Annotated in this window: 21 protein-coding genes and 2 tRNA genes; 22 read left to right on the plus strand and 1 reads right to left on the minus strand. The window is 58.9% G+C overall.

Translation table 11 applies throughout. The features are described from left to right. Positions 1–33 precede the first annotated feature (33 nt). The 7 genes from dnaK to ACZ5BO_RS05500 all read left to right on the plus strand — a co-directional run bounded on the left by dnaK (position 34) and on the right by ACZ5BO_RS05500 (position 9,863). Positions 34–1,950 carry a molecular chaperone DnaK gene (gene dnaK / locus ACZ5BO_RS05470; RefSeq protein ID WP_464698646.1) on the plus strand — a complete coding sequence of 639 codons (1,917 nt, stop codon included), beginning with the start codon at positions 34–36 and terminating at the stop codon, positions 1,948–1,950. A 323-nt stretch (positions 1,951–2,273) separates the two neighbouring features. Continuing rightward, positions 2,274–3,398 carry a molecular chaperone DnaJ gene (gene dnaJ / locus ACZ5BO_RS05475; protein ID WP_025131423.1) on the plus strand — a complete coding sequence of 375 codons (1,125 nt, stop codon included), beginning with the start codon at positions 2,274–2,276 and terminating at the stop codon, positions 3,396–3,398. 10 nt (positions 3,399–3,408) lie between these two features. Next, complete coding sequence (dapB, locus tag ACZ5BO_RS05480) at positions 3,409–4,215, plus strand: 4-hydroxy-tetrahydrodipicolinate reductase (RefSeq protein ID WP_025131422.1); 807 nt, start codon at positions 3,409–3,411, stop codon at positions 4,213–4,215. Between the two features lie 256 nt (positions 4,216–4,471). Beyond that, on the plus strand, positions 4,472–5,608 hold the full coding sequence (carA, locus tag ACZ5BO_RS05485; protein WP_025131421.1) for a glutamine-hydrolyzing carbamoyl-phosphate synthase small subunit: 1,137 nt from the start codon (positions 4,472–4,474) through the stop codon (positions 5,606–5,608). 127 nt (positions 5,609–5,735) lie between these two features. Further along, positions 5,736–8,957 carry a carbamoyl-phosphate synthase large subunit gene (carB, locus tag ACZ5BO_RS05490; protein ID WP_025131420.1) on the plus strand — a complete coding sequence of 1,074 codons (3,222 nt, stop codon included), beginning with the start codon at positions 5,736–5,738 and terminating at the stop codon, positions 8,955–8,957. Further along, positions 8,954–9,430: a transcription elongation factor GreA gene (gene greA / locus ACZ5BO_RS05495; RefSeq protein ID WP_025131419.1), complete on the plus strand. Its 477-nt coding sequence runs from the start codon at positions 8,954–8,956 to the stop codon at positions 9,428–9,430. The genes carB and greA overlap by 4 nt, the downstream gene beginning before the upstream one ends. A gap of 28 nt (positions 9,431–9,458) precedes the next feature. Then, a complete protein-coding gene (locus ACZ5BO_RS05500) occupies positions 9,459–9,863 on the plus strand; it encodes a hypothetical protein (protein ID WP_025131418.1) in 405 nt (134 codons plus the stop codon). Positions 9,864–9,875: 12 nt separating this feature from the next. Here the strand turns inward: ACZ5BO_RS05500 and ACZ5BO_RS05505 are convergent, their stop codons facing one another. Next, positions 9,876–10,184: a YhbY family RNA-binding protein gene (locus tag ACZ5BO_RS05505; protein WP_007920867.1), complete on the minus strand. Its 309-nt coding sequence runs from the start codon at positions 10,182–10,184 to the stop codon at positions 9,876–9,878. Positions 10,185–10,288: 104 nt separating this feature from the next. Between ACZ5BO_RS05505 and rlmE the strand changes: the two genes are divergently transcribed. The 15 genes from rlmE to pnp all read left to right on the plus strand — a co-directional run bounded on the left by rlmE (position 10,289) and on the right by pnp (position 25,593). Next, positions 10,289–10,918 (plus strand): 23S rRNA (uridine(2552)-2'-O)-methyltransferase RlmE, encoded by a 630-nt coding sequence (rlmE, locus tag ACZ5BO_RS05510; protein WP_025131417.1) that lies wholly within the window; start codon positions 10,289–10,291, stop codon positions 10,916–10,918. A gap of 201 nt (positions 10,919–11,119) precedes the next feature. Continuing rightward, positions 11,120–13,024, plus strand: a complete 1,905-nt coding sequence (gene ftsH, locus ACZ5BO_RS05515; RefSeq protein ID WP_029978716.1) for an ATP-dependent zinc metalloprotease FtsH — start codon at positions 11,120–11,122, stop codon at positions 13,022–13,024. An 8-nt stretch (positions 13,025–13,032) separates the two neighbouring features. Then, complete coding sequence (folP, locus tag ACZ5BO_RS05520; RefSeq protein WP_025131415.1) at positions 13,033–13,884, plus strand: dihydropteroate synthase; 852 nt, start codon at positions 13,033–13,035, stop codon at positions 13,882–13,884. A gap of 16 nt (positions 13,885–13,900) precedes the next feature. Beyond that, the gene (glmM, locus tag ACZ5BO_RS05525) at positions 13,901–15,238 is read left to right on the plus strand and encodes a phosphoglucosamine mutase (RefSeq protein ID WP_464698651.1); all 1,338 of its coding nucleotides are present in this window, start codon (positions 13,901–13,903) and stop codon (positions 15,236–15,238) included. A 66-nt stretch (positions 15,239–15,304) separates the two neighbouring features. Continuing rightward, positions 15,305–16,060, plus strand: coding sequence for a triose-phosphate isomerase (gene tpiA / locus ACZ5BO_RS05530; RefSeq protein ID WP_464698653.1), 756 nt, complete (start codon positions 15,305–15,307; stop codon positions 16,058–16,060). A gap of 4 nt (positions 16,061–16,064) precedes the next feature. Next, positions 16,065–16,448, plus strand: a complete 384-nt coding sequence (secG, locus tag ACZ5BO_RS05535) for a preprotein translocase subunit SecG (protein WP_081818720.1) — start codon at positions 16,065–16,067, stop codon at positions 16,446–16,448. Positions 16,449–16,477: 29 nt separating this feature from the next. Next, positions 16,478–16,563, plus strand: a tRNA-Leu gene (locus tag ACZ5BO_RS05540). A 96-nt stretch (positions 16,564–16,659) separates the two neighbouring features. Then, positions 16,660–16,736 (plus strand) — tRNA-Met (locus tag ACZ5BO_RS05545). Between the two features lie 130 nt (positions 16,737–16,866). After that, positions 16,867–17,325: a ribosome maturation factor RimP gene (gene rimP / locus ACZ5BO_RS05550; RefSeq protein WP_025131411.1), complete on the plus strand. Its 459-nt coding sequence runs from the start codon at positions 16,867–16,869 to the stop codon at positions 17,323–17,325. Between the two features lie 47 nt (positions 17,326–17,372). After that, positions 17,373–18,854 (plus strand): transcription termination factor NusA, encoded by a 1,482-nt coding sequence (gene nusA, locus ACZ5BO_RS05555; RefSeq protein ID WP_025131410.1) that lies wholly within the window; start codon positions 17,373–17,375, stop codon positions 18,852–18,854. Positions 18,855–18,881: 27 nt separating this feature from the next. After that, a complete protein-coding gene (infB, locus tag ACZ5BO_RS05560) occupies positions 18,882–21,401 on the plus strand; it encodes a translation initiation factor IF-2 (RefSeq protein WP_025131409.1) in 2,520 nt (839 codons plus the stop codon). A 159-nt stretch (positions 21,402–21,560) separates the two neighbouring features. Next, on the plus strand, positions 21,561–21,962 hold the full coding sequence (gene rbfA / locus ACZ5BO_RS05565) for a 30S ribosome-binding factor RbfA (protein WP_025131408.1): 402 nt from the start codon (positions 21,561–21,563) through the stop codon (positions 21,960–21,962). Between the two features lie 3 nt (positions 21,963–21,965). After that, entirely contained in the window at positions 21,966–22,883 is a 918-nt protein-coding gene (gene truB, locus ACZ5BO_RS05570) for a tRNA pseudouridine(55) synthase TruB (RefSeq protein ID WP_025131407.1), read from the plus strand. 140 nt (positions 22,884–23,023) lie between these two features. Further along, the gene (gene rpsO, locus ACZ5BO_RS05575) at positions 23,024–23,293 is read left to right on the plus strand and encodes a 30S ribosomal protein S15 (RefSeq protein ID WP_011059205.1); all 270 of its coding nucleotides are present in this window, start codon (positions 23,024–23,026) and stop codon (positions 23,291–23,293) included. A 194-nt stretch (positions 23,294–23,487) separates the two neighbouring features. After that, positions 23,488–25,593, plus strand: coding sequence for a polyribonucleotide nucleotidyltransferase (gene pnp, locus ACZ5BO_RS05580; RefSeq protein WP_025131406.1), 2,106 nt, complete (start codon positions 23,488–23,490; stop codon positions 25,591–25,593). Positions 25,594–25,655: the final 62 nt, after the last annotated feature.

Below are 25,655 nucleotides of genomic sequence, written 5' to 3' on the forward strand. Positions count from 1 at the left end.
GGCATCCAAATCCAAAGTTCCGGGAGAGTTAACATGGGCAAGATTATCGGTATTGACTTGGGGACCACCAACTCGTGCGTCTCCATTCTTGAAAACGGCAACGTAAAAGTTATCGAAAACGCTGAAGGCACGCGTACTACGCCGTCGATCATCGCGTACGCCAACGATGGCGAGATTCTGGTAGGTCAGTCGGCCAAACGTCAGGCTGTTACCAACCCGCACAACACCCTGTACGCGGTAAAGCGTCTGATCGGTCGTCGTTTCGACGAAGAAGTTGTGCAGAAAGACATCCAGATGGTCCCTTACAAGATCGTCAAGGCTGACAACAATGACGCCTGGGTTGAAGTGAACGGCCAGAAAATGGCTCCGCCACAGATCTCGGCTGAAATTCTCAAGAAGATGAAGAAGACCGCCGAAGACTACCTCGGTGAAGCAGTGACCGAAGCGGTCATCACTGTTCCGGCCTACTTCAACGACAGCCAGCGTCAAGCGACCAAGGACGCCGGCCGCATCGCGGGCCTGGACGTGAAACGTATCATCAACGAACCAACCGCAGCCGCTCTGGCCTACGGTATGGACAAGGCCAAGGGCGATCACACCGTGATCGTTTACGACCTGGGCGGTGGTACTTTCGACGTCTCGGTGATCGAGATCGCTGAAGTCGATGGCGAGCATCAGTTCGAAGTTCTGGCCACCAACGGCGATACCTTCCTGGGTGGTGAAGACTTCGACATCCGCCTGATCGACTACCTGGTCGACGAGTTCAAGAAAGAAAGCGGCATGAACCTCAAGGGTGACCCGCTGGCCATGCAGCGTCTGAAAGAAGCTGCCGAGAAAGCCAAGATCGAGCTGTCCTCGAGCCAGCAGACCGACGTCAACCTGCCGTACATCACTGCAGATGCCACCGGTCCTAAGCACCTGAACGTGAAGATCTCCCGCGCCAAGCTGGAGTCGCTGGTCGAAGACCTGGTTCAGCGCACCATCGAGCCTTGCCGCATCGCTCTGAAAGACGCTGGTATCGACGTTGGCGCGATCAACGACGTGATCCTGGTCGGCGGCCAGACTCGCATGCCGCTGGTGCAGAAGACCGTTACCGACTTCTTCGGTAAAGAAGCGCGTAAAGACGTCAACCCTGACGAAGCGGTAGCCATGGGTGCTGCTATCCAGGGCGCGGTATTGGCCGGTGACGTGAAAGACGTGCTGTTGCTGGACGTAAGCCCGCTGACCCTGGGTATCGAAACCATGGGTGGCGTGATGACTGCGCTGATCGAGAAAAACACCACGATTCCTACCAAGAAATCCCAGGTGTTCTCGACTGCCGACGACAATCAGGGCGCGGTGACCATTCACGTGCTGCAGGGCGAGCGCAAGCAAGCCGCGCAGAACAAGTCCCTGGGCAAGTTCGACCTGGCTGACATTCCACCCGCTCCACGTGGTGTGCCGCAGATCGAAGTGACCTTCGACATCGACGCCAACGGCATTCTGCACGTCGGCGCGAAAGACAAGGCTACCGGCAAGACTCAGTCGATCGTGATCAAGGCTAACTCCGGTCTGTCGGATGAAGAAATCCAGCAGATGATTCGTGACGCTGAAGCCAACTCGGAAGAGGACCGCAAGTTCGAAGAGCTGGCCACTGCCCGTAACCAGGGTGATGCGCTGGTGCACTCGACTCGCAAGATGGTGGCTGACGCCGGTGACAAAGTGACCGCCGAAGAGAAGACCGCCATCGAGGCTGCCGTGGTTGCCCTGGAAGCCGCTGTAAAAGGCGATGACAAGGCTGCCATCGACGCCAAGGTCGAGGAGCTGTCGAAAGTCTCGGCGCCAGTCGCCCAGAAGATGTACGCCGAACAGGCTCAGCCTGCTGAAGGCGCGGCGCCACACGCCGAGTCTGCTGAAAAAGCCGACGACGTTGTCGACGCCGAGTTCGAAGAAGTAAAAGACCACAAGTAATGGCTTGTTGGTCGGCCGGTTGACTGCCTTCAGGCGGTGACTGGTAGGATGTCGCCGCGCGGGAGCTTGCTCCCGCGTTGGCGTGTCTGGAGTCAGCGAATTATTGACGGCGTGCAGCCTAGATTTGTGCGCTGGCGGTCGGGTCGGAGAAGCTCCTGCTTTCCGGCTGCGAAGACCGCAATCAGCGGCCCGTGAGCGGGTCGTCCATCCAAGTCCAGGATCGTTGAATTGACGTGAGTTGGGTCCGGGCCTGTATTGGGGCTCAGCGAGTTTGGCAGGGCTCAGGAGAGGTTTGTCGGACGTCCTTAAGAGTGCAAAGACTTATGGCAAAGCGTGACTATTACGAAGTGTTGGGTGTGGAGCGAGGCACCAGTGAGGCCGAGCTGAAAAAGGCTTACCGCCGCCTGGCGATGAAGCATCACCCGGACCGTAATCCCGGCGACAAAGCGTCGGAAGATATGTTCAAGGAGGCCAACGAGGCCTACGAGGTCCTGTCCGATTCCAGTAAGCGTGCGGCGTACGACCAGTACGGCCATGCCGGTGTCGACCCAAGCATGGGCGGCGGCGGTGCCGGCTTTGGCGGGCAGAACTTCTCTGACATCTTTGGTGATGTCTTCAGTGATTTCTTCGGTGGCGGTCGCGGTGGTTCCCGTGGCGGCGCGCAGCGCGGTAGCGATCTGCGTTACACCCTGGAGTTGAACCTGGAAGAGGCGGTACGTGGTACCACGGTGAATATCCGTGTGCCGACGCTGGTCAACTGCAAGCCGTGTGATGGCTCGGGTGCCAAGAAAGGCTCGTCGCCTGTCACCTGCCCGACCTGTGGCGGTATTGGCCAGGTGCGCATGCAGCAAGGCTTCTTCTCCGTGCAGCAGACCTGCCCGCGCTGCCATGGTCAGGGCAAGATCATTTCCGATCCGTGCGAGTCGTGCCATGGCGAAGGCCGGGTCGAAGAGTACAAGACGCTATCGGTGAAAGTGCCGGCCGGTGTCGATACCGGCGACCGCATCCGCCTGTCCGGCGAGGGCGAGGCGGGCACTCAGGGTGGCCCTACCGGCGACCTGTATGTGGTGATCAATGTGCGTGAGCACTCGATCTTCCAGCGCGATGGCAAGCACTTGTTCTGTGAGGTGCCTATCAGCTTTGTTGATGCGGCCCTGGGTGGCGAGCTGGAAATTCCTACCCTGGACGGTCGGGTCAAGTTGAAGATTCCTGAGGGGACTCAGACCGGCAAGCAGTTCCGGATTCGCGGCAAGGGCGTTGCTCCGGTACGCGGTGGTGGTGCTGGCGACCTGATGTGTCGGGTTGCGGTGGAGACGCCGGTTAATCTGAGTCGTCGTCAGCGCGAACTGCTGGAGGAGCTGCGTGGTTCGTTGGATGGCGACAATTCCCATTCGCCGAAAACCACCGGCTGGTTCGAGGGCGTCAAGCGCTTCTTCGGCGACCTGTAAGGAGTAACGCATGCGACGTATAGCAGTGATGGGTGCCGCAGGGCGCATGGGCAAGAACCTGGTCGAGGCGGTGCAGCAGCGTTCTCCGCTCTCTGGGCTGACGGCGGCGATCGTGCGTCCGGGCAGCTCTCTGGTGGGGGCGGATGCCGGTGAGCTGGCGTCCCTGGGGCGGCTCGGCGTGCCGTTGTCCGATAGCCTGGAAAAGGTAATCGATGAGTTCGACGTGCTGATCGACTTCACTCTGCCGGACGTGATGCTCAAGAACCTGGCGCTCTGCCGCAAGGCGGGCAAGGCCATGGTGATCGGTACCACGGGGTTGGGGGCCAAGGAAAAGCAACTGCTGGCCGAGGCGGGCAAGGAGATTCCCATCGTCTTTGCCGCCAACTTCAGTGTCGGGGTCAATCTGTCGCTCAAGCTGCTGGACATGGCGGCGCGGGTGCTGGGCGATGATGCGGATATCGAGATCATCGAGGCCCATCACCGGCACAAGATCGATGCGCCATCGGGCACCGCCCTGCGCATGGGTGAAGTGGTGGCCAGTGCCTTGGGTCGCGACCTGCAGCAGGTCGCGGTCTATGGGCGTGAAGGCCATACCGGAGCACGCGCACGTGAAACCATCGGCTTCGCCACGGTCCGTGGCGGTGATGTGGTGGGGGATCACACGGTGCTGTTCGCCACCGAGGGTGAGCGTCTCGAAATCACCCACAAGGCTTCCAGTCGGATGACGTTCGCCAAGGGGGCGGTGCGTGCCGCTTTGTGGCTGGCTGGTCGCGAGGCCGGGCTGTACGACATGCAGGATGTGCTGGAACTGCGTTGAGATGTATCTGAAACGGGGCTGAAGCCTTGCTTGGGCCCCGTCTCGAACCGCTAAGCGATGTTCTGTCGCATTCTCCCGCCTTTAAGGCTCATTAGCGGTGGACCGAAAAAGCCTTTTTCTGTAAGCTACAGCTTTAGTGTGTCCACTAAAAGCGCGCAGATAATTCGACGAAGAAGCGGGGTGACGTGTCTATACGTCATTCCGCTTTTTTGCAACCTGCGATCGCCCCTTCATGCTTTATTTACGGGAGGTCTTCTTGACTAAGCCAGCCATACTCGCCCTTGCTGATGGCAGCATTTTTCGCGGCGAAGCCATTGGAGCCGACGGTCAAACCGTTGGTGAGGTGGTGTTCAACACCGCAATGACCGGCTATCAGGAAATCCTTACTGATCCTTCCTACGCCCAACAGATCGTTACCCTGACCTACCCGCACATCGGCAACACCGGCACCACGCCGGAAGATGCCGAATCCAACCGCGTCTGGTCGGCTGGCCTGGTGATTCGCGATCTGCCGCTGGTTGCAAGCAACTGGCGTAACACGATGCCCCTCTCCGATTACCTGAAAGCCAACAATGTAGTGGCGATCGCCGGTATCGATACTCGTCGCCTGACCCGCATCCTGCGTGAGAAAGGCGCGCAGAACGGCTGCATCATGGCGGGGGACAACATTTCCGAAGAGGCGGCAATCGCAGCTGCGCGTGGCTTCCCGGGCCTGAAAGGCATGGACCTGGCGAAAGTCGTCAGCACCAAGGAAAGCTACGAGTGGCGTTCGACTGTCTGGGACCTGAAAACCGACAGTCACGCAACCATCGATGCTGCGGATCTGCCTTATCACGTCGTGGCCTATGACTACGGTGTCAAGGTGAACATCCTGCGCATGCTGGTGGAGCGCGGCTGCCGTGTCACCGTGGTGCCAGCCCAGACACCGGCCAGTGACGTGTTGGCGCTCAAGCCCGACGGCGTGTTCCTGTCCAACGGCCCGGGCGATCCCGAGCCTTGCGACTACGCGATCAAGGCGATCAAGGAAGTGCTGGAAACCGAGATCCCGGTATTCGGTATCTGCCTGGGGCACCAACTGCTGGCCCTGGCCTCTGGCGCCAAGACCCTGAAAATGGGTCACGGCCACCACGGTGCCAACCATCCGGTCCAGGACCTGGATACCGGCGTGGTCATGATCACCAGCCAGAACCACGGTTTTGCAGTGGATGAAGCCACCCTGCCAGGCAACGTCCGGGCGATCCACAAATCGCTGTTCGACGGCACCCTGCAAGGTATCGAGCGTACCGACAAGAGCGCGTTCAGCTTCCAGGGGCACCCTGAGGCGAGCCCGGGCCCGAACGATGTGGCGCCGCTGTTCGATCGCTTCATCAACGAGATGGCCAAGCGACGCTAAGCGCTCGCCTTGAAAATGTAGCGAGCGCCTGAGGGTGGTCCCGGCAAGTCCGGTGGAATCCCCTCGGGTGCCTCAGAGAATGTTCAAGACGGCTTGCCGACTGACCTGCGGATTTGAGTGACAACCCATGCCAAAACGTACAGACATTAAAAGCATCCTGATTCTTGGCGCTGGCCCGATCGTAATCGGCCAGGCCTGTGAATTCGACTACTCCGGCGCCCAGGCCTGCAAGGCCCTGCGCGAAGAGGGTTACCGGGTCATCCTGGTGAACTCCAACCCGGCGACCATCATGACCGACCCGGCCATGGCCGACGCCACCTACATCGAGCCGATCAAGTGGCAGACCGTTGCCAAGATCATCGAAAAGGAGCGTCCGGACGCTCTGCTGCCAACCATGGGCGGCCAGACCGCACTGAACTGCGCCCTGGACCTGGAGCGCGAAGGCGTTCTGGAGAAGTTCGGCGTAGAGATGATCGGTGCCAACGCCGACACCATCGACAAGGCTGAAGACCGCTCGCGTTTCGACGCCGCCATGAAGTCCATCGGCCTGGCGTGCCCGCGCTCGGGTATCGCCCACAGCATGGAAGAGGCCAATGCGGTCCTCGACAAGCTGGGCTTCCCTTGCATCATCCGTCCGTCCTTCACCATGGGCGGCACCGGTGGCGGTATCGCCTACAACCGCGAAGAGTTCGAAGAAATCTGCGCCCGTGGTCTGGACCTGTCGCCGACCAAGGAACTGCTGATCGACGAATCCCTGATCGGCTGGAAAGAGTACGAGATGGAGGTGGTCCGCGATAAGAAGGACAACTGCATCATCGTCTGCTCCATCGAGAACTTCGACCCGATGGGCGTGCACACCGGTGACTCGATCACCGTGGCTCCGGCACAGACCCTGACCGACAAGGAATACCAGATCCTGCGTAACGCCTCCCTGGCGGTACTGCGCGAGATCGGCGTGGAAACCGGCGGCTCCAACGTGCAGTTCGGCATCTGCCCGGACACCGGGCGCATGGTCGTGATCGAGATGAACCCGCGGGTATCCCGCTCCTCGGCACTGGCTTCGAAAGCCACCGGCTTCCCGATCGCCAAGGTCGCGGCCAAGCTGGCTGTGGGCTACACCCTGGACGAGCTGTCCAACGACATCACCGGCGGCAAGACTCCAGCCTCTTTCGAGCCGTCCATCGACTACGTCGTGACCAAGCTGCCACGCTTCGCCTTCGAGAAGTTCTCCAAGGCCGACGCGCGCCTGACCACCCAGATGAAGTCGGTGGGTGAAGTCATGGCCATCGGCCGGACCTTCCAGGAATCCCTGCAGAAAGCCCTGCGTGGCCTGGAAGTGGGCGTTTGCGGCCTGGATCCGAAGCTCGACCTGAGCAATCCGGAAAGCATGAACGTGCTCAAGCGCGAACTGACCGTGCCGGGCGCCGAGCGTATCTGGTACGTGGCTGATGCCTTCCGTGCCGGCATGACCGTCGAGCAGATCTTCGGCATGAACATGATCGACCCTTGGTTCCTGGTGCAGATCGAAGACCTGATCAAGGAAGAAGAGAAGGTCAAGACCCTGGGTCTGTCGGCCATCGACCGCGACCTGATGTTCCGCTTGAAGCGCAAAGGCTTCTCCGACCAGCGTCTGGCCAAGCTGCTGGGTGTGACCGAGAAGAACCTGCGTACCCATCGCCAAAAACTGGAAGTGTTCCCGGTCTACAAGCGCGTTGATACCTGCGCCGCCGAGTTCGCCACCGACACCGCCTACCTGTACTCGACTTATGAAGAAGAGTGCGAAGCCGCACCTTCGAGCCGCGACAAGATCATGATCCTGGGTGGCGGTCCAAACCGTATCGGCCAGGGCATCGAGTTCGACTACTGCTGCGTACACGCGGCTCTGGCGCTGCGCGATGATGGTTACGAAACCATCATGGTCAACTGCAACCCGGAAACCGTTTCCACCGACTACGACACTTCGGATCGCCTGTACTTCGAGCCAGTGACCCTGGAAGACGTGCTGGAAATCGTCCGTGTCGAGAAGCCAAAAGGCGTGATCGTGCAGTACGGCGGTCAGACTCCGCTGAAACTGGCGCGTGCCCTGGAAGCCGCCGGCGTACCGATCATCGGCACCAGCCCTGACGCTATCGACCGTGCTGAAGACCGCGAGCGCTTCCAGCAGATGGTCGAGCGCCTGAACCTGCGTCAGCCGCCAAACGCCACCGTGCGCAGCGAAGACGAAGCGATTCGTGCTGCTGCCAAGATCGGTTACCCGCTGGTGGTGCGTCCGTCCTATGTGCTGGGCGGCCGGGCGATGGAAATCGTCTACGAAGAAGAAGAGCTCAAGCGCTACCTGCGTGAAGCGGTGCAAGTGTCCAACGACAGCCCGGTGCTGCTGGACCACTTCCTCAATTGCGCCATCGAGATGGACGTGGACGCGGTCTGCGACGGCACCGACGTGGTGATCGGTGCGATCATGCAGCACATCGAGCAGGCCGGTGTTCACTCCGGTGACTCCGCGTGCTCCCTGCCGCCGTATTCCCTGCCGTCCCATATCCAGGACGAGATGCGCGAACAGGTCAAGAAAATGGCCCTGGAACTGGGCGTTGTCGGTCTGATGAACGTTCAGCTGGCGCTGCAGGGCGAAGACATCTACGTGATTGAGGTCAATCCACGTGCTTCGCGTACCGTGCCGTTCGTTTCCAAGTGCATCGGTGTCTCCCTGGCGATGATCGCGGCCCGTGTGATGGCCGGCAAGACCCTGAAAGAGCTGGGCTTCACCAAGGAAATCATTCCGAACTTCTACAGTGTCAAGGAAGCGGTATTCCCGTTCGCCAAGTTCCCGGGCGTCGATCCGATCCTCGGCCCGGAAATGAAGTCCACCGGTGAAGTGATGGGCGTGGGCGACACTTTTGGCGAGGCCTTTGCCAAAGCCCAGATGGGTGCCAGCGAAGTGCTGCCGACTGGCGGCACTGCCTTCATCAGCGTGCGCGACGACGACAAACCTCTGGTTGCAGGCGTAGCCCGTGATCTGATCAACTTGGGCTTCGAAGTGGTCGCTACTGCGGGCACCGCCAAGCTGATCGAGGCGGCCGGCCTGAAAGTGCGTCGCGTGAACAAGGTGACCGAAGGTCGCCCGCACGTGGTCGACATGATCAAGAACGACGAAGTCACCCTGATCATCAACACCACCGAAGGTCGTCAGTCGATTGCTGACTCTTACTCCATTCGTCGTAACGCCTTGCAGCACAAGATCTACTGCACCACCACCATTGCTGCTGGCGAAGCTATCTGTGAAGCGTTGAAGTTCGGTCCTGAAAAAACCGTGCGTCGCTTGCAGGATCTACACGCAGGATTGAAGGCATGACCAAATACCCAATGACCGTCCAGGGCGCTCGCGCCCTGGAAGAAGAGCATAACCACCTGACCAAGGTCGTGCGTCCGAAGCTCAGCCAGGACATCGGTACGGCCCGCGAGCTGGGTGACCTGAAGGAAAACGCTGAATACCATGCTGCCCGCGAGCAACAGGGTATGGTCGAGGCGCGGATTCGGGATATTGAAGGGCGCCTGCAGAACTCGGTGGTCATCGATGTCACGTCGATTCCTCATACCGGCAAGGTGATCTTCGGCACCACGGTGGAGATCGCCAACGTCGAAACCGACGAAAGCGTGACCTACCAGATCGTTGGTGAGGACGAGGCTGATATCAAGCTTGGTAAAATCTCTGTCGGTTCGCCGATTGCTCGCGCCTTGATCGCCAAGGAAGAGGGTGATGTGGTGGCAGTCAAAACGCCAGGCGGCGTTATCGAGTACGAGATTGTCGAAGTCCGTCACATCTGAAAGAAGGCGCCCGCTGCATGCGGGCGCCATGCTTTGGCAGCTGACCCAGATGTTGTGGGTCGGCGGCTTGTGGTTACTGCATATTGGCATGCTGCCCGTTTTGGGGCAGATAGGCCTTGCTCCGTTGCTGATCGATGAGATTTCATCGATGCTCAGTGCGCTTCTGGTGGGTTTTTCGGCGGCGTGCCTCGTTCTTCAGGTGCTGATATTGACCCAGTCCGAAGGCTTGAGGAGTTTGTGGCGGGATATTCGGGGGCAACTGCTGTTGATGGCGATGTACGCGTGTGCGATGTATTTCATCGTGCGCTTTTTTTTGCCGGAGGCTCAGCGCTGGCAGTTGTTCAGCTATCTGATCCTGGGGTTTTCCGGTCTGCTGCTGGTGTTGCAGCCGGTGCCGGGATGGGGTGGCAGGGTGCGCCAGGCACACCCTTGACCCGGGTCGACGTCAGTGGAAACGATGGACGTTCGACAATTGCTTGTTTACCTTGGCGTTCTTGCGGTAGATCAACGCCATCTTGCCGATGACTTGCACCAGATCCGCTTTGCCGGCCTTGCACAGTTCGGCAATGGCTTCCAGGCGCGACTCGCGCTCGAGGATGTTGAGCTTGATCTTGATCAGCTCGTGATCGCTCAAGGCGCGTTCAAGTTCGGCTAGCACACCTTCGGTCAAACCGTTGTCAGCCACAGTCAATACTGGTTTCAGATGGTGGCCAATGGATTTGTACTGTTTCTTCTGCTCTTGAGTGAGCGGCATAATCTGACCCCTGCGTCTGATCTTGTAAAAAGCGGCGGCCAGTTTACCCGAGCGAGTCCGGGACCGCCCAGTTAATCACGACCCGTTTTATTTTGAGGTGGCCCGTGGCCCGTTCCAAAACCAGCCAGAACTGGCTGAAAGAGCATTTCAACGACCCATTCGTCAAGATGGCGCAAAAAGATGGGTACCGTTCCCGTGCCAGCTACAAGCTGCTGGAGATCCAGGAAAAGGACCGCCTTATCCGCCCTGGAATGAGTGTTGTCGACCTTGGCGCCGCCCCCGGGGGCTGGTCGCAGGTGACCAGTCGTCTGATTGGTGGGCAGGGGCGATTGATTGCGTCCGATATCCTGGAGATGGACAGCATCCCCGATGTGACCTTTATCCAGGGCGATTTTACTGAAGACGCAGTGTTGGCGCGGATTCTCGAGGCTGTCGGAAATTCCGAGGTTGACCTTGTGATTTCCGATATGGCCCCCAATATGAGTGGGTTACCAGCCGTAGATATGCCGCGAGCGATGTTCCTGTGTGAGTTGGCACTGGATCTTGCGGGTCGGGTACTGCGTCCGGGTGGTGATTTCCTGATCAAGATCTTCCAGGGTGAAGGTTTCGATGAGTACCACAAGAGCGTTCGGCAGATGTTCGACAAAGTGCAGATGCGCAAGCCGACCTCTTCCCGTGACCGTTCTCGGGAGCAATACCTGCTGGGACGCGGTTTCCGTGGCCGCAGTGAGTGAGTAAGAGTTTTGACTGGGGCGATAGGATTTTCGTATTTCGTCCCGTCGGATTAAGCGCATATTGTGTAGTCTAAGTTTCACATAGGGTTACAGACAGCGCCTGCCAGAGCTGTAAGTAATGTAGTAAGTTAGGCCGGTGAATATCATGCGAAGCGCGCGCCAGTAGCGGAGCTTGCTTCAGAGGGTAGTTAATTGAACGACATGGCAAAGAATCTGATCCTTTGGTTGATCATCGCGGCTGTCCTGGTGACGGTGATGAACAACTTCTCCAGCCCTAACGAGCCGCAGACCCTCAACTATTCCGACTTCCTCCAGCAAGTTAAGGATGGCAAGGTCGAGCGCGTAGCCGTTGATGGCTATGTGATTACCGGCAAGCGCAACGATGGTGACAGCTTCAAGACCATCCGCCCGGCTATTCAGGACAACGGCCTGATCGGAGACCTGGTGGATAACCATGTTGTGGTCGAAGGCAAGCAGCCTGAACAGCAAAGCATCTGGACTCAACTGCTGGTGGCCAGCTTCCCGATTCTGGTGATCATTGCGGTCTTCATGTTCTTCATGCGCCAGATGCAAGGCGGTGCCGGTGGTAAAGGCGGGCCGATGAGTTTTGGCAAGAGCAAGGCGCGCCTGCTCTCCGAAGACCAGGTGAAGACTACTTTGGCTGACGTTGCCGGTTGCGACGAGGCTAAGGAAGAAGTGGGCGAGTTGGTTGAGTTCCTCCGTGATCCGGGCAAGTTCCAGCGTCTGGGCGGTCGTATTCCTCGCGGTGTGCTGATGGTGGGCCCACCAGGTACCGGTAAGACCCTGCTGGCCAAGGCCATTGCTGGCGAAGCCAAGGTGCCGTTCTTTACCATTTCCGGTTCCGACTTCGTCGAGATGTTTGTCGGCGTCGGCGCGAGCCGTGTTCGTGACATGTTCGAGCAGGCCAAGAAGCACGCGCCTTGCATCATCTTCATCGACGAAATCGATGCGGTAGGCCGTCACCGTGGTGCCGGCATGGGCGGCGGTCATGACGAGCGTGAGCAGACCCTCAACCAGTTGCTGGTAGAGATGGATGGCTTCGAAATGAACGATGGCATCATCGTTATCGCCGCGACCAACCGCCCTGACGTACTGGACCCTGCGCTGCTGCGTCCGGGCCGTTTCGACCGTCAGGTAGTGGTGGGGTTGCCGGACATCCGTGGTCGCGAACAGATTCTCAAGGTGCACATGCGCAAAGTGCCAATGGGTGATGACGTTGCTCCGGCCGTTATTGCCCGTGGTACCCCGGGTTTCTCCGGTGCCGACCTGGCTAACCTGGTGAACGAGGCCTCGCTGTTTGCGGCTCGTACCGGCAAGCGCATCGTCGAGATGAAAGAATTCGAACTGGCCAAGGACAAGATCATGATGGGCGCCGAGCGCAAATCCATGGTCATGTCCGAGAAGGAAAAGCAGAACACCGCTTATCACGAAGCAGGCCACGCCATTGTCGGTCGCGTCGTGCCAGAGCATGACCCGGTCTATAAGGTGTCAATCATTCCTCGTGGTCGGGCATTGGGTGTAACCATGTTCCTGCCGGAAGAGGACCGTTACAGCCTTTCCAAGCGCGCCTTGATCAGCCAGATCTGTTCGCTCTACGGTGGCCGTATCGCCGAAGAGATGACCCTGGGCTTTGACGGTGTAACCACTGGCGCCTCCAACGACATCATGCGTGCCAGCCAGATTGCCCGGAATATGGTCACCAAGTGGGGGCTTTCCGAAAAGCTGGGCCCGCTGATGTATGCCGAGGAAGAAGGCGAGGTGTTCCTGGGTCGCAGTGCGGGCAGTCAGCATGCCAGCCTGTCTGCCGAAACGGCGAAGCTGATCGATTCTGAAGTGCGCAGCATCATTGACCAGTGCTATGGCACTGCCAAGCAGATCCTGACCGACAACCGTGACAAGCTGGATGCCATGGCGGACGCCTTGATGAAGTATGAAACCATCGATGCCGATCAGATCGACGACATCATGGCTGGTCGTCCCCCGCGTGAACCTCGTGATTGGGAGGGCGGCTCGGGTACTACTCCTCCAGTAGTGCAGAACGAACGTCCGGAAACACCCATCGGCGGCCCTGCTGCCGACCATTAAGGTTTTAAATGACTTCAGTTCCTGTCTCCACCCGGTTGCCTTGCGGCAACCGGGTTCTTGATTTGGCCCATGCGCATGTCATGGGCATCCTGAATGTAACCCCAGATTCCTTTTCCGATGGCGGGCGCTTCAGCCAGGTGGATGTCGCGTTGCGGCATGCCGAAGCCATGGTTGTGGCCGGTGCTACGCTGATCGATATCGGTGGTGAGTCGACTCGGCCTGGTGCACGTGCGGTATCGCCCCTGGAGGAGTTGGAGCGTGTTGCGCCTGTCGTTGAGCGGATTAACCGCGAGTTGGATGTGATCATCTCCGTTGATACGTCGACGCCTGCGGTGATGCGTGAAACCGCCCGCTTGGGTGCTGGCTTGATCAATGATGTGCGCTCGCTACGTCGTGATGGCGCCCTGGATGCGGCGGCTGCCACTGGTTTGCCGGTGTGCCTGATGCATATGCTCGGGGAGCCGGGAGATATGCAGGACAATCCGCATTACCAGAATGTCACTCAGGAAGTGGCGGCGTTCCTGCTCGAGCGCATGGCCCAGTGTGCCGCGGCCGGCATCGGTGCCGAGCGGATAGTCCTCGATCCCGGTTTTGGTTTCGCCAAGACCCTGCAGCACAACCTGAGCCTGTTCAAGCATATGCAGGAGTTGCATGGCCTTGGGCGACCGCTGCTGGTTGGTGTGTCGCGCAAGAGCATGATTGGCCAGGCGTTGAATCGCCCGGTGGCCGAGCGACTGCATGGAAGCCTGGCGTTGGCGGCACTGGCAGTGACCAAGGGGGCGAAAATTATCCGCGTCCATGATGTTGCCGAGACGGTGGATGTAGTGCGAATGATTGCGGCAGTGGAATCCGCCGAATAAGAATGATGGAGTACTTATGACTAAGAAATATTTTGGCACCGACGGCATTCGTGGTCGTGTGGGCGAATTCCCTATTACTCCTGATTTCATGCTCAAGCTCGGTTGGGCGGCGGGCATGGCCTTTCGCAGCATGGGCGCCTGTCGGGTGCTGGTGGGCAAGGACACACGTATCTCCGGGTACATGTTCGAGTCTGCACTGGAAGCCGGGCTGTCGGCTGCCGGTGCCGATGTGCTCCTGCTGGGACCGATGCCGACTCCGGCCATTGCCTATCTGACGCGTACCTTCCATGCGGAAGCCGGCATCGTCATCAGCGCCTCGCACAATCCCCATCATGACAACGGCATCAAGTTCTTTTCGGGCGAGGGCACCAAGCTGCCTGACGAAGTCGAGCTGATGATCGAAGAATTGCTGGATGCGCCAATGACCGTGGTGGAGTCGAGCAAGCTCGGCAAGGTGTCCCGGATCAATGATGCCTCTGGACGCTACATCGAGTTCTGCAAGAGCAGCGTGCCCTCCAGCACCAGCTTTGCGGGTTTGAAGGTCGTGCTCGACTGTGCTCACGGTGCAACCTACAAGGTGGCCCCCAGCGTTTTCCGGGAGCTGGGCGCACAAGTGACCGTGCTCTCTGCTCAGCCCGATGGCTTGAATATCAACGAAAACTGCGGCTCGACCCATATGGGGCAGTTGCAGGCTGCCGTCCTGGCTGAGCATGCTGACCTGGGCATTGCCTTTGACGGCGATGGTGATCGGGTGTTGATGGTCGATCAGACCGGCGCGATTGTTGATGGTGACGAGTTGCTGTTCATCATCGCTCGGGACCTGCATGAGCGTGACAAGCTGCAAGGCGGCGTAGTAGGCACTCTGATGAGTAATCTCGGCCTGGAGCTGGCGCTGGCGGACTTGGGCATTCCTTTTGTCCGGGCCAATGTTGGCGACCGTTATGTAATCGCTGAATTGTTGGAGCGTAACTGGCTGGTGGGGGGCGAGAACTCCGGGCATATCGTGTGCTTCCGTCATGCCACCACGGGTGATGCGATCATCGCCGCACTGCAGGTGCTGATGGCACTCAAGTCCCGTGGTGAAAGCCTGGCCCAATCACGTCAGGGGCTGCGCAAGTGCCCTCAGGTGCTGGTCAACGTGCGTTTTGGCGGGGGCGACAACCCGGTTGAGCATCCTGCTGTGAAAGAGGCTTGCGAGCGCGTTACTGCTGCTATGGCGGGGCGTGGCCGGGTTCTGTTGCGCAAGTCTGGCACCGAGCCTTTGGTCCGCGTCATGGTCGAAGGTGATGATGAGGCACTGGTTCGCGCTTATGCCGATGAGCTGGCAAAACTGGTTGCAGAAGTTTCTGCCTGATTTCGGCTTGCCAGTGTTGTTTTGGTTGGGTAACATCTGCGCCCACTTTGACCGACGAGGTACAGCATGCGTCGCCCTATGGTAGCTGGTAACTGGAAGATGCACGGTACCCGCGCCAGCGTCGCTGAGCTGATCAATGGCCTTCGTCATCTGGCCTTGCCAAGCGGTGTTGATGTCGCGGTATTCCCGCCTTGCTTGTATATCAATCAAGTGATTGATGGCTTGAAAGGCAAGTCGATTTCGGTCGGCGCGCAAAATTCTGCGGTGGAGTCCATGCAAGGTGCACTGACGGGTGAGATTGCCCCGAGTCAATTGGTGGATGCAGGTTGTTCCCTGGTGCTGGTTGGGCACTCCGAACGCCGCCTGATCATGGGCGAGCGTGACGCGACTCTCAACCGCAAGTTCGCGGCCGCACAGGCTTGTGGCTTGAGGCCGATTCTGTGTGTAGGGGAAACCCTCGAGCAGCGTGAGGCCGGGAAGACTCTTGAGGTTGTCGGGCGTCAGCTGGGCAGCATCATCGAAGAGTTGGGTGTTGGTGCGTTCGCCAATGCTGTTATTGCTTACGAGCCGGTCTGGGCCATTGGTACCGGGCTGACTGCGACACCGCAACAAGCGCAGGATGTGCATGCAGCCATTCGCGCACAGTTGGCGGCAGAGAATTCTGAAGTGGCACGAGGTGTGCGGCTTCTATACGGCGGCAGCGTGAAGGCGGCCAATGCGGTCGAACTGTTCGGCATGCCGGATATCGATGGGGGGCTCATTGGTGGAGCTTCCCTGAACGCAGATGAGTTCGGTGCGATTTGTCGCGCCGCGGGAAACTGAAAAAATGCTGGAAACAGTCGTAGTCGTTTTTCATCTGCTGGGTGCCTTGGGCGTAGTTGCTCTGGTTTTGCTGCAGCAGGGTAAAGGTGCGGATGCTGGCGCGTCTTTCGGTGCAGGTGCTTCAAATACTGTGTTCGGAAGCCAAGGTTCCTCTACCTTTCTTAGTAAGTTTACTGCTATACTTGCCGCCGGTTTCTTCATAACCAGCTTGGGGTTAGGTTACTTTGCTAAAGAGAAAGCTCATCAGCTGACTCAAGTAGGTTTGCCAGATCCAGCAGTGTTGGAAGTACCAAAGCAAAAACCGGCTTCTGATGATGTCCCGGTGCTTCAAGAGCAAAAGTCGGCAACCAGTGCGACTGACGTACCTCCAGCTCAAGAGCAGAAGTAAGAAGAGTTTCACGCAGTAATGCAGTCTATGCCGAGGTGGTGGAATTGGTAGACACGCAACCTTGAGGTGGTTGTGCCCATAGGGTGTAGGGGTTCGAGTCCCCTTCTCGGTACCAATTATCAGGAGAGCCCGCTGTTGCGGGCTTTCTTGTAGGTGGAAGGTTACATTGACCCTAAAAGGGATCGGTCGTATACTTCCGCCCCAGCTTTGTCGCGGGGTGGAGCAGTCTGGTAGCTCGTCGGGCTCATAACCCGAAGGTCGTCGGTTCAAATCCGGCCCCCGCAACCAGTTTTAGCGGAGCCCCTTTTCAGGGGCTTTTTGTTAGCTGGACTCTTTATAACGCCGCTATTCGACGGCGTTTCCGGGATGGGCGTTTCGCCCATTTTTTATTTGCACAAGCATGCACGAGGGGGTTCAGGTGTCGAGCAAGCTAGAACAGTTGCAGGCCTTGTTGGCCCCGGTGGTCGTGGCCCTTGGCTATGAATGCTGGGGTATTGAGTTTTCGGCTCAGGGTCGCCACTCAATGTTGCGCGTTTATATCGATAAAGAAGGCGGTGTACTGGTGGACGATTGCGCCATCGTCAGCCGCCAGATCAGTGGTGTTCTCGACGTAGAAGATCCGATCTCCGTTGAATACACCCTTGAAGTTTCCTCTCCAGGCATGGAACGCCCGCTGTTCACCCTTGAACAGTTTGCCAAGTATGTCGGTGAGCAAGTGAAGATCAAGCTGCGCTCGCCTTTCGAAGGCCGGCGTAACTTCCAGGGCCTTCTCCGCGGGGTGGAGGAACAGGACGTCGTGGTGCAGGTGGATGACCACGAGTTCCTGTTGCCGATCGATATGATCGACAAGGCCAACATAATTCCCAGTTTTGACTGAGACGCGGATCCCGCGGATCCAATGGCTTGCGAAAGGCGAGGCGTACGATGAGCAAAGAAGTACTGCTGGTTGTTGAGTCGGTATCCAATGAAAAGGGCGTACCGGCAAGCGTGATTTTTGAAGCGCTGGAGCTGGCCCTGGCCACTGCTACCAAAAAGCGTTTTGAAGACGAAGTGGACCTGCGTGTGGAGATCAATCGCCACACCGGTTCCTACGAGACTTTCCGTCGCTGGACGGTGGTCGACGAAGCCGACCTGGATGATCCAGCGGTTGAGACCTGGTTGAGCAAGGCTCGCGAGACTCATCCCGATGCGAAAGTCGGTGATGTGATCGAAGAGAAGATCGAATCCATCGAGTTCGGCCGCATCGCTGCCCAGACTGCCAAGCAGGTCATTGTGCAGAAGGTTCGCGAGGCCGAGCGCGCGCAGGTGGTTGACGCCTATCGCGAGCGCCTGGGAGAAATCATCTCCGGCACCGTGAAAAAAGTGACCCGTGACAACGTGATCGTCGATCTGGGCAACAACGCCGAGGCGCTGCTGGCCCGTGAAGACATCATCTCCCGTGAGACTTTCCGGGTTGGCGTGCGTCTGCGTGCGCTGCTCAAGGAAATCCGCACCGAGAACCGCGGCCCGCAGTTGATCCTGTCGCGTACCGCACCGGAAATGCTGATCGAGCTGTTCCGTATCGAAGTGCCGGAAATTGCCGAAGGCCTGATCGAAGTCATGGCCGCCTCCCGTGATCCGGGTTCGCGGGCCAAGATCGCCGTCCGTTCCAAAGACAAGCGCATCGACCCCCAGGGCGCGTGCATTGGTATGCGCGGTTCGCGCGTCCAGGCCGTTTCCGGCGAGTTGGGTGGCGAGCGTGTGGACATCGTCCTGTGGGACGAGAACCCCGCGCAGTTCGTGATCAACGCCATGTCGCCGGCTGAAGTCGCGGCAATTATCGTCGACGAAGATGCCCATGCCATGGACATCGCCGTAGGCGCAGACAATCTGGCTCAGGCCATCGGTCGCGGTGGTCAGAACGTGCGTCTGGCTAGCCAGTTGACTGGCTGGACCCTGAACGTGATGACCGAATCGGACATCCAGGCCAAGCAGCAAGCAGAAACCGGCGATATCCTGCGCAACTTCATCGACGAGCTGGAAGTCGACGAAGAGCTGGCGCAGGTGCTGGTGGATGAAGGCTTCACTAGCCTGGAAGAGATTGCCTACGTACCGCTGGAAGAAATGCTCAACATCGACGGCTTTGACGAAGACATCGTCAACGAGCTTCGCGCTCGGGCCAAGGATCGCTTGTTGACTAAAGCCATCGCTACTGAGGAAAAGCTGGCAGACGCCCATCCGGCCGAAGACCTGCTCTCGCTTGAGGGTATGGACAAGGATTTGGCGATGGAACTGGCGGTGCGCGGCGTAATTACCCGCGAAGACCTGGCCGAGCAGTCTATTGACGACCTGCTCGACATCGACGGCATTGACGATGATCGTGCCGGCAAGTTGATCATGGCCGCCCGAGCCCACTGGTTCGAGTAATTAGGCGCGGCCTGAGGAGAGAAGTGCATGACGCAAGTCACGGTGAAACAACTGGCCGATGAGGTCAAAACACCGGTAGAGCGCCTGCTGCAGCAGATGCGTGAGGCAGGTCTGCCGCACACCGCCGCCGAGGAACATGTGAGCGACAGTGAGAAGCAATCCTTGCTGACTCATTTGAAGAGCAGCCACAAGGCGAAAGTGGAAGAACCACGCAAGATCACTTTGCAGCGCAAGACCACCAGCACCCTGCGTGTTGCCGGCAGCAAGAGCATCAGCGTTGAAGTGCGCAAGAAGAAAGTCTTCGTGCAGCGCAGCCCGGAAGAAATCGAAGCCGAGCGTCAACGTGAACTGGAAGAACGTCGCGCAGTAGAGAATGCTGCCCGTCAGAAGGCTGAAGAAGAAGCCAAGCGTCGCGCCGAAGAAGAAGCGCGTCGCCAGCCAGCAGCTGCTCAGCCAGCAGTGGCCGAAGCAGTGGCAGCTCCTGCTCCTGTGGCTGCTGAACCTGTGCAAGACGCACCGGCAGCGGCACCTGCTCCAGCAGCGGACGCCCGCAAGCGCGAAGAACCACGTCGCCCTGACAAGCCTCGCAGCGACGATAGCAATCGTCGTGGCAACAGTGACGGTGAGCGCAAAAACGCTCCGCACCGTGCTTCGGTCAAGGAAAAGGCGCCTGCGCCACGCGTGGCTCCACGCACTACCGACGAAGAAAGCGACGGTTTCCGTCGTGGTGGTCGCGGCAAGGCCAAGCTGAAGAAGCGCAACGCCCACGGTTTCCAGAGCCCTACCGGCCCTGTCGTGCGTGAAGTGAAGATCGGCGAGACCATCACTGTGGGCGATCTCGCCCAGCAGATGTCGGTCAAGGCTGCTGAAATCATCAAGTTCATGTTCAAGCTGGGTACTCCAGCCACCATCAACCAGGTACTGGATCAGGAAACTGCCCAGTTGGTTGCTGAAGAACTGGGCCACAAAGTGACCCTGGTCAGCGATACCGCCCTGGAAGATTCCCTGGCCGAGTCCCTGAAGTTCGAAGGTGAAGCGGTTGCCCGTGCGCCGGTCGTGACCGTAATGGGCCACGTTGACCACGGTAAGACCTCGTTGCTGGACTACATCCGTCGCGCCAAAGTGGCCGCGGGCGAAGCCGGTGGCATTACCCAGCACATCGGTGCCTACCACGTAGAAACCGAGCGTGGCATGGTCACCTTCCTCGATACCCCTGGTCACGCCGCGTTTACCGCGATGCGTGCCCGTGGTGCCAAGGCGACTGACATCGTGATCCTGGTGGTTGCAGCGGACGACGGCGTGATGCCGCAAACCGTTGAAGCCGTTCAGCACGCTCAGGCCGCTGGCGTACCGCTGGTTGTCGCAGTGAACAAGATCGACAAGCCGGGCGCCGACCTGGACCGTATCCGCAGTGAGCTTTCGGTTCACGGCGTAACGTCCGAGGATTGGGGTGGCGATACTCCATTCGTACCGGTTTCCGCGAAAATGGGTACAGGTGTCGACGACCTGCTGGAAGCTGTACTGCTGCAGGCCGAAGTCCTGGAACTCAAGGCCACTCCTTCGGCTCCTGGCCGTGGTGTGGTGGTTGAGTCCCGCCTGGACAAGGGCCGTGGCCCGGTTGCCACCGTTCTGGTTCAAGACGGTACCCTGCGCCAAGGCGACATGGTGCTGGTCGGTTCGAACTATGGCCGCGTGCGCGCCATGCTCGACGAGAACGGCAAGCCAATCAAGGAAGCCGGTCCTTCCATCCCGGTCGAGATCCTCGGCCTGGACGGTACCCCGGACGCTGGCGACGAGATGAGCGTAGTGGCCGACGAGAAGAAAGCCCGTGAAGTGGCTCTGTTCCGTCAAGGCAAGTTCCGCGAAGTCAAGCTGGCCCGTGCTCACGCCGGCAAGCTGGAAAACATCTTCGAGAACATGGGCCAGGAAGAGAAGAAGACGCTTAACATCGTCCTCAAATCTGACGTCCGTGGTTCGTTGGAAGCGCTGCAAGGCGCTCTGAATGGCCTGGGCAACGACGAAGTGCAAGTGCGCGTAGTCGGCGGCGGCGTCGGTGGTATCACCGAGAGCGACGCCAACCTGGCACTGGCCTCCAACGCAGTACTGTTCGGCTTCAACGTGCGTGCCGATGCTGGCGCACGCAAGATCGTCGAGCAGGAAGGTCTGGATATGCGTTACTACAACGTGATCTACGACATCATCGAAGACGTCAAGAAAGCCCTGACCGGTATGCTGGGCAGCGACGTTCGGGAGAACATCCTGGGTGTTGCCGAAGTTCGCGACGTGTTCCGCTCGCCGAAGTTTGGCGCGATCGCCGGTTGCATGGTCATCGAAGGTGTCGTGCACCGTAACCGTCCAATCCGCGTACTGCGCGAAGACATTGTTATCTTCGAAGGCGAGCTGGAATCCCTGCGCCGCTTCAAGGATGACGCGTCCGAAGTGCGTGCCGGCATGGAATGCGGTATCGGCGTGAAGAGCTACAACGACGTCAAAGTCGGCGACAAGATCGAAGTCTTCGAGAAGGTCCAGGTTGCTCGCAGCCTCTAACTCGCGCACTTCAAGAGCCCTGGTGGTCAGCCCCATGCAATTGCACGGCGCCTCCAGCGGATTCTAAACGCAACGCCCGGTCTGGCTTCCGTCAGGCCGGGCGTTTGCCGCTTTCAGACCACACGGGTTTCACCGTGGGGCAGTAACAGGTAACAAGACATGGCAAAAGAATACAGCCGTACCCAACGTATCGGTGATCAGATGCAGCGTGAGCTGGCGCAACTGATCCGTCGTGAAGTCAAGGATCCACGCGTCGGCCTGGTGACCATCACCGCTGTGGAAGTCAGCCGCGACGTCGGTCACGCGAAGATCTTCATCACTGTGATGGGCCAGGAAAACGCCGAAGAGATCGCCCAGAGCATCAAGGTGCTGAACTCGGCCGCAGGCTTCCTGCGCATGCAGTTGGCCCGCGAAATGAAGCTGCGCAGTGTGCCGCAACTGCACTTCCATTACGACGAGAGCGTGGCCCGCGGGGCGCACCTGTCGGCCCTGATCGAGCGTGCCGTGGCTGAAGACAGCCAGCATGGCGACGCGCCAGCCCCTGAAGACGCCAAGGAGTAAGCGGTGGCTCAGGTCAAGCGTATCCGTCGTAACGTCAGCGGCATCATCCTGCTGGACAAGCCCCTGGGCTTCACTTCCAACGCGGCGCTGCAAAAGGTCCGTTGGTTGCTCAATGCCGAGAAGGCCGGTCATACCGGCAGCCTCGATCCCTTGGCTACCGGCGTGCTGCCGTTGTGCTTTGGTGAAGCCACCAAGTTCTCGCAATACCTGCTCGATTCCGACAAGGGTTATGAAACCCTGATGCAGATGGGCAAGACCACCACCACCGCCGATGCTGAAGGCGAAGTTTTGCTGGAACGGCCGGTGACCGTTGGTCGTACCGATATTGAAGCGGTATTGCCGGAATTTCGCGGTGAAATCAAACAGATACCGCCGATGTACTCCGCCCTCAAGCGTGATGGCCAGCCGCTGTACAAACTGGCTCGCGCAGGGGAAGTAGTGGAGCGCGAACCGCGTTCTGTTACTATTGCGCGCTTGGAATTACTCGCCTGTGAAGGCGACACTGCCCGCCTGGCGGTGGACTGCAGCAAAGGCACCTATATCCGCACCCTGGTGGAGGATATTGGTGAAAAACTCGGCTGCGGTGCCTACGTTGCAGAGCTGCGACGGACCCAGGCCGGACCTTTCAGCCTGGCCCAGACGGTCACTCTGGAAGAGCTTGAAGCTGTACATGCCGAAGGCGGCAACGAAGCGGTAGATCGCTTCCTCATGCCATCGGACAGCGGCTTGCTGGATTGGCCGCTGCTGCAGTTCTCGGAACACAGCGCGTTCTATTGGCTCAACGGCCAGCCAGTTCGCGCTCCCGATGCCCCGAAGTTCGGCATGGTTCGGGTACAGGATCACAACGGTCGCTTCATCGGTATCGGTGAAGTGAGCGAAGACGGGCGCATCGCGCCGCGTCGCTTGATTCGGTCAGAATGACCGGAACCAGCCTGTGTCATAGCAGGCTGGAGAGGGTGGCTGTTAGCAGGCACGGTCACTACTCATTTTTAGATACAGGGATTTGTCCCTGGCCTGTTGAAACTGTTCTTGAACAGTTTCCTGATATAAGGAATGCCCACATGGCACTCAGCGTTGAAGAAAAAGCTCAGATCGTAACCGACTACCAGCAAGCTGTTGGTGACACTGGTTCGCCAGAAGTGCAAGTTGCACTGCTGACCGCCAACATCAACAAACTGCAAGGTCACTTCAAGGCCAACGGTAAAGACCACCACTCCCGTCGTGGCCTGATCCGCATGGTAAACCAGCGTCGTAAGCTGCTGGACTACCTGAAAGGCAAGGACCTGAGCCGTTACAGCACCCTGATCGGTCGTCTGGGTCTGCGTCGCTAATCAGCGATTGCGCTATGAGGTTGGTTGTTTGCCATGCGTCAGCGGTTTTTCCGCCGGCGTATGGCAGGCTCCCAGCCTCAAGTTTTATCTGCAGCACCGTTTTACCTGGACAAAGGCTGGGCCGATTCCCCGCATTGCCCAAGAATTTCGCAAGAAGCAAGTTTCCCCAAGAGCCACAAAGAAGGTAGGACACCGTGAACCCGGTAATCAAAAAATTCCAGTTCGGTCAGTCGACCGTTACCCTCGAGACTGGCCGCATCGCCCGTCAGGCCTCCGGCGCAGTATTGGTCACCGTTGACGACGACGTCAGCGTATTGGTGACCGTGGTTGGCGCCAAGCAAGCCGATCCAGGCAAGGGTTTCTTCCCTCTGTCTGTTCACTACCAGGAAAAGACTTACGCTGCCGGTAAGATCCCTGGCGGTTTCTTCAAGCGTGAAGGCCGTCCTTCCGAGAAAGAAACCCTGACCTCGCGTCTGATCGACCGTCCGATCCGCCCTCTGTTCCCAGAAGGCTTCATGAACGAAGTGCAGGTTGTCTGCACCGTGGTTTCCACCAGCAAGAAGACCGATCCGGACATCGCTGCGATGATCGGTACCTCGGCTGCCCTGGCGATCTCCGGCATTCCTTTCGACGGCCCGATCGGTGCCGCTCGCGTGGCATTCCACGAAAGCACCGGCTACCTGCTGAACCCGACCTACGAGCAGCTTCAGGCATCTAGCCTGGACATGGTCGTGGCCGGTACCGAAGAAGCCGTACTGATGGTTGAATCGGAAGCCAAAGAGCTGACCGAAGACCAGATGCTGGGCGCGGTACTGTTCGCCCACGACGAATTCCAGTCGGTGATCAAGGCTGTCAAAGAGCTGGCCGCCGAAGCTGCCAAGCCGACTTGGGACTGGGCTGCTGCTCCAGAAGCCACCGCACTGCTGGGCGCTATCCGTGCCGAGTTCGGCGAAGCCATCTCCCAGGCCTACACCATTACCGTCAAGGCCGATCGCTATGCCCGTCTGGGCGAGCTGAAAGACCAAGTGGTCGCCAAGCTGTCCGGTGAAGAAGGCCAGCCTTCCGCCAGCGAAGTCAAAGCGGCTTTCGGCGAGATCGAATACCGCACCGTTCGCGAAAACATCGTTAACGGCAAGCCACGTATCGACGGCCGCGACACTCGCACCGTACGTCCGCTGAACATTGAAGTCGGCGTTCTGCCGAAGACTCACGGTTCGGCCCTGTTCACCCGTGGCGAAACCCAGGCCCTGGTCGTTGCGACCCTGGGTACTGCCCGTGACGCACAGCTGCTGGACACCCTGGAAGGCGAGAAGAAAGACCCCTTCATGCTGCACTACAACTTCCCTCCGTTCTCGGTGGGCGAGTGTGGTCGCATGGGCGGCGCTGGTCGTCGTGAAATTGGCCACGGCCGTCTGGCTCGTCGTTCGGTCCAGGCCATGCTGCCAGCCGCTGACGTGTTCCCGTACACCATCCGTGTGGTTTCGGAAATCACCGAGTCCAACGGTTCCAGCTCCATGGCTTCCGTTTGCGGTGCTTCCCTGGCCCTGATGGACGCGGGTGTACCGATGAAGGCGCCGGTTGCCGGTATCGCCATGGGCCTGGTTAAAGAGGGCGAGAAGTTCGCCGTCCTGACCGACATCCTGGGTGACGAAGACCACCTGGGCGACATGGACTTCAAGGTAGCCGGTACCGCCAAAGGCGTGACCGCGCTGCAGATGGACATCAAGATCAAGGGCATCACCGAAGAAATCATGGAGATCGCCCTGGGCCAGGCCCTGGAAGCTCGCCTGAACATCCTCGGCCAGATGAACCAGATCATTGGCCAGTCGCGTACCGAACTGTCGGCCAACGCTCCGACCATGATCGCGATGAAGATCGACACCGACAAAATCCGTGATGTCATCGGTAAAGGCGGCGCCACCATTCGTGCGATCTGCGAAGAGACCAAGGCTTCGATCGACATCGAAGACGACGGCTCGATCAAGATCTTCGGCGAAACCAAGGAAGCTGCAGAGGCCGCGCGTCAGCGCGTTCTGGGCATCACCGCGGAAGCCGAGATCGGCAAGATCTACGTCGGCAAGGTTGAGCGCATCGTCGACTTCGGCGCCTTCGTCAACATCCTGCCGGGCAAGGACGGTCTGGTGCACATCTCGATGCTGAGCGACGCTCGCGTTGAGAAAGTCACCGACATCCTCAAAGAAGGTCAGGAAGTGGAAGTGCTGGTACTGGACGTGGACAACCGCGGCCGTATCAAGCTGTCCATCAAAGACGTGGCAGCAGCCAAGGCTTCGGGCGTTTAATCGCTCTTTGACCTTACGCTGAACAAGCAAACGCCCCGACTGGTTCGGGGCGTTTTGCTATC

The sequence above is a fragment of the Pseudomonas sp. FFPRI_1 genome (assembly GCF_055384485.1).

Bases quoted from the DNA above. Each gene is read 5' to 3' on its own strand.
- carB (WP_025131420.1), top strand. From the start codon at position 5,736: ATGCCAAAACGTACAGACATTAAAAGCATCCTGATTCTTGGCGCTGGC.
- dnaK (WP_464698646.1), top strand. From the start codon at position 34: ATGGGCAAGATTATCGGTATTGACTTGGGGACCACCAACTCGTGCGTC.
- infB (WP_025131409.1), top strand. From the start codon at position 18,882: ATGACGCAAGTCACGGTGAAACAACTGGCCGATGAGGTCAAAACACCG.
- dapB (WP_025131422.1), top strand. From the start codon at position 3,409: ATGCGACGTATAGCAGTGATGGGTGCCGCAGGGCGCATGGGCAAGAAC.
- tpiA (WP_464698653.1), top strand. From the start codon at position 15,305: ATGCGTCGCCCTATGGTAGCTGGTAACTGGAAGATGCACGGTACCCGC.
- secG (WP_081818720.1), top strand. From the start codon at position 16,065: ATGCTGGAAACAGTCGTAGTCGTTTTTCATCTGCTGGGTGCCTTGGGC.
- ACZ5BO_RS05500 (WP_025131418.1), top strand. From the start codon at position 9,459: ATGCTTTGGCAGCTGACCCAGATGTTGTGGGTCGGCGGCTTGTGGTTA.
- folP (WP_025131415.1), top strand. From the start codon at position 13,033: ATGACTTCAGTTCCTGTCTCCACCCGGTTGCCTTGCGGCAACCGGGTT.
- rbfA (WP_025131408.1), top strand. From the start codon at position 21,561: ATGGCAAAAGAATACAGCCGTACCCAACGTATCGGTGATCAGATGCAG.
- ftsH (WP_029978716.1), top strand. From the start codon at position 11,120: ATGGCAAAGAATCTGATCCTTTGGTTGATCATCGCGGCTGTCCTGGTG.
- glmM (WP_464698651.1), top strand. From the start codon at position 13,901: ATGACTAAGAAATATTTTGGCACCGACGGCATTCGTGGTCGTGTGGGC.
- greA (WP_025131419.1), top strand. From the start codon at position 8,954: ATGACCAAATACCCAATGACCGTCCAGGGCGCTCGCGCCCTGGAAGAA.
- nusA (WP_025131410.1), top strand. From the start codon at position 17,373: ATGAGCAAAGAAGTACTGCTGGTTGTTGAGTCGGTATCCAATGAAAAG.
- dnaJ (WP_025131423.1), top strand. From the start codon at position 2,274: ATGGCAAAGCGTGACTATTACGAAGTGTTGGGTGTGGAGCGAGGCACC.
- rpsO (WP_011059205.1), top strand. From the start codon at position 23,024: ATGGCACTCAGCGTTGAAGAAAAAGCTCAGATCGTAACCGACTACCAG.
- ACZ5BO_RS05505 (WP_007920867.1), bottom strand. From the start codon at position 10,184: ATGCCGCTCACTCAAGAGCAGAAGAAACAGTACAAATCCATTGGCCAC.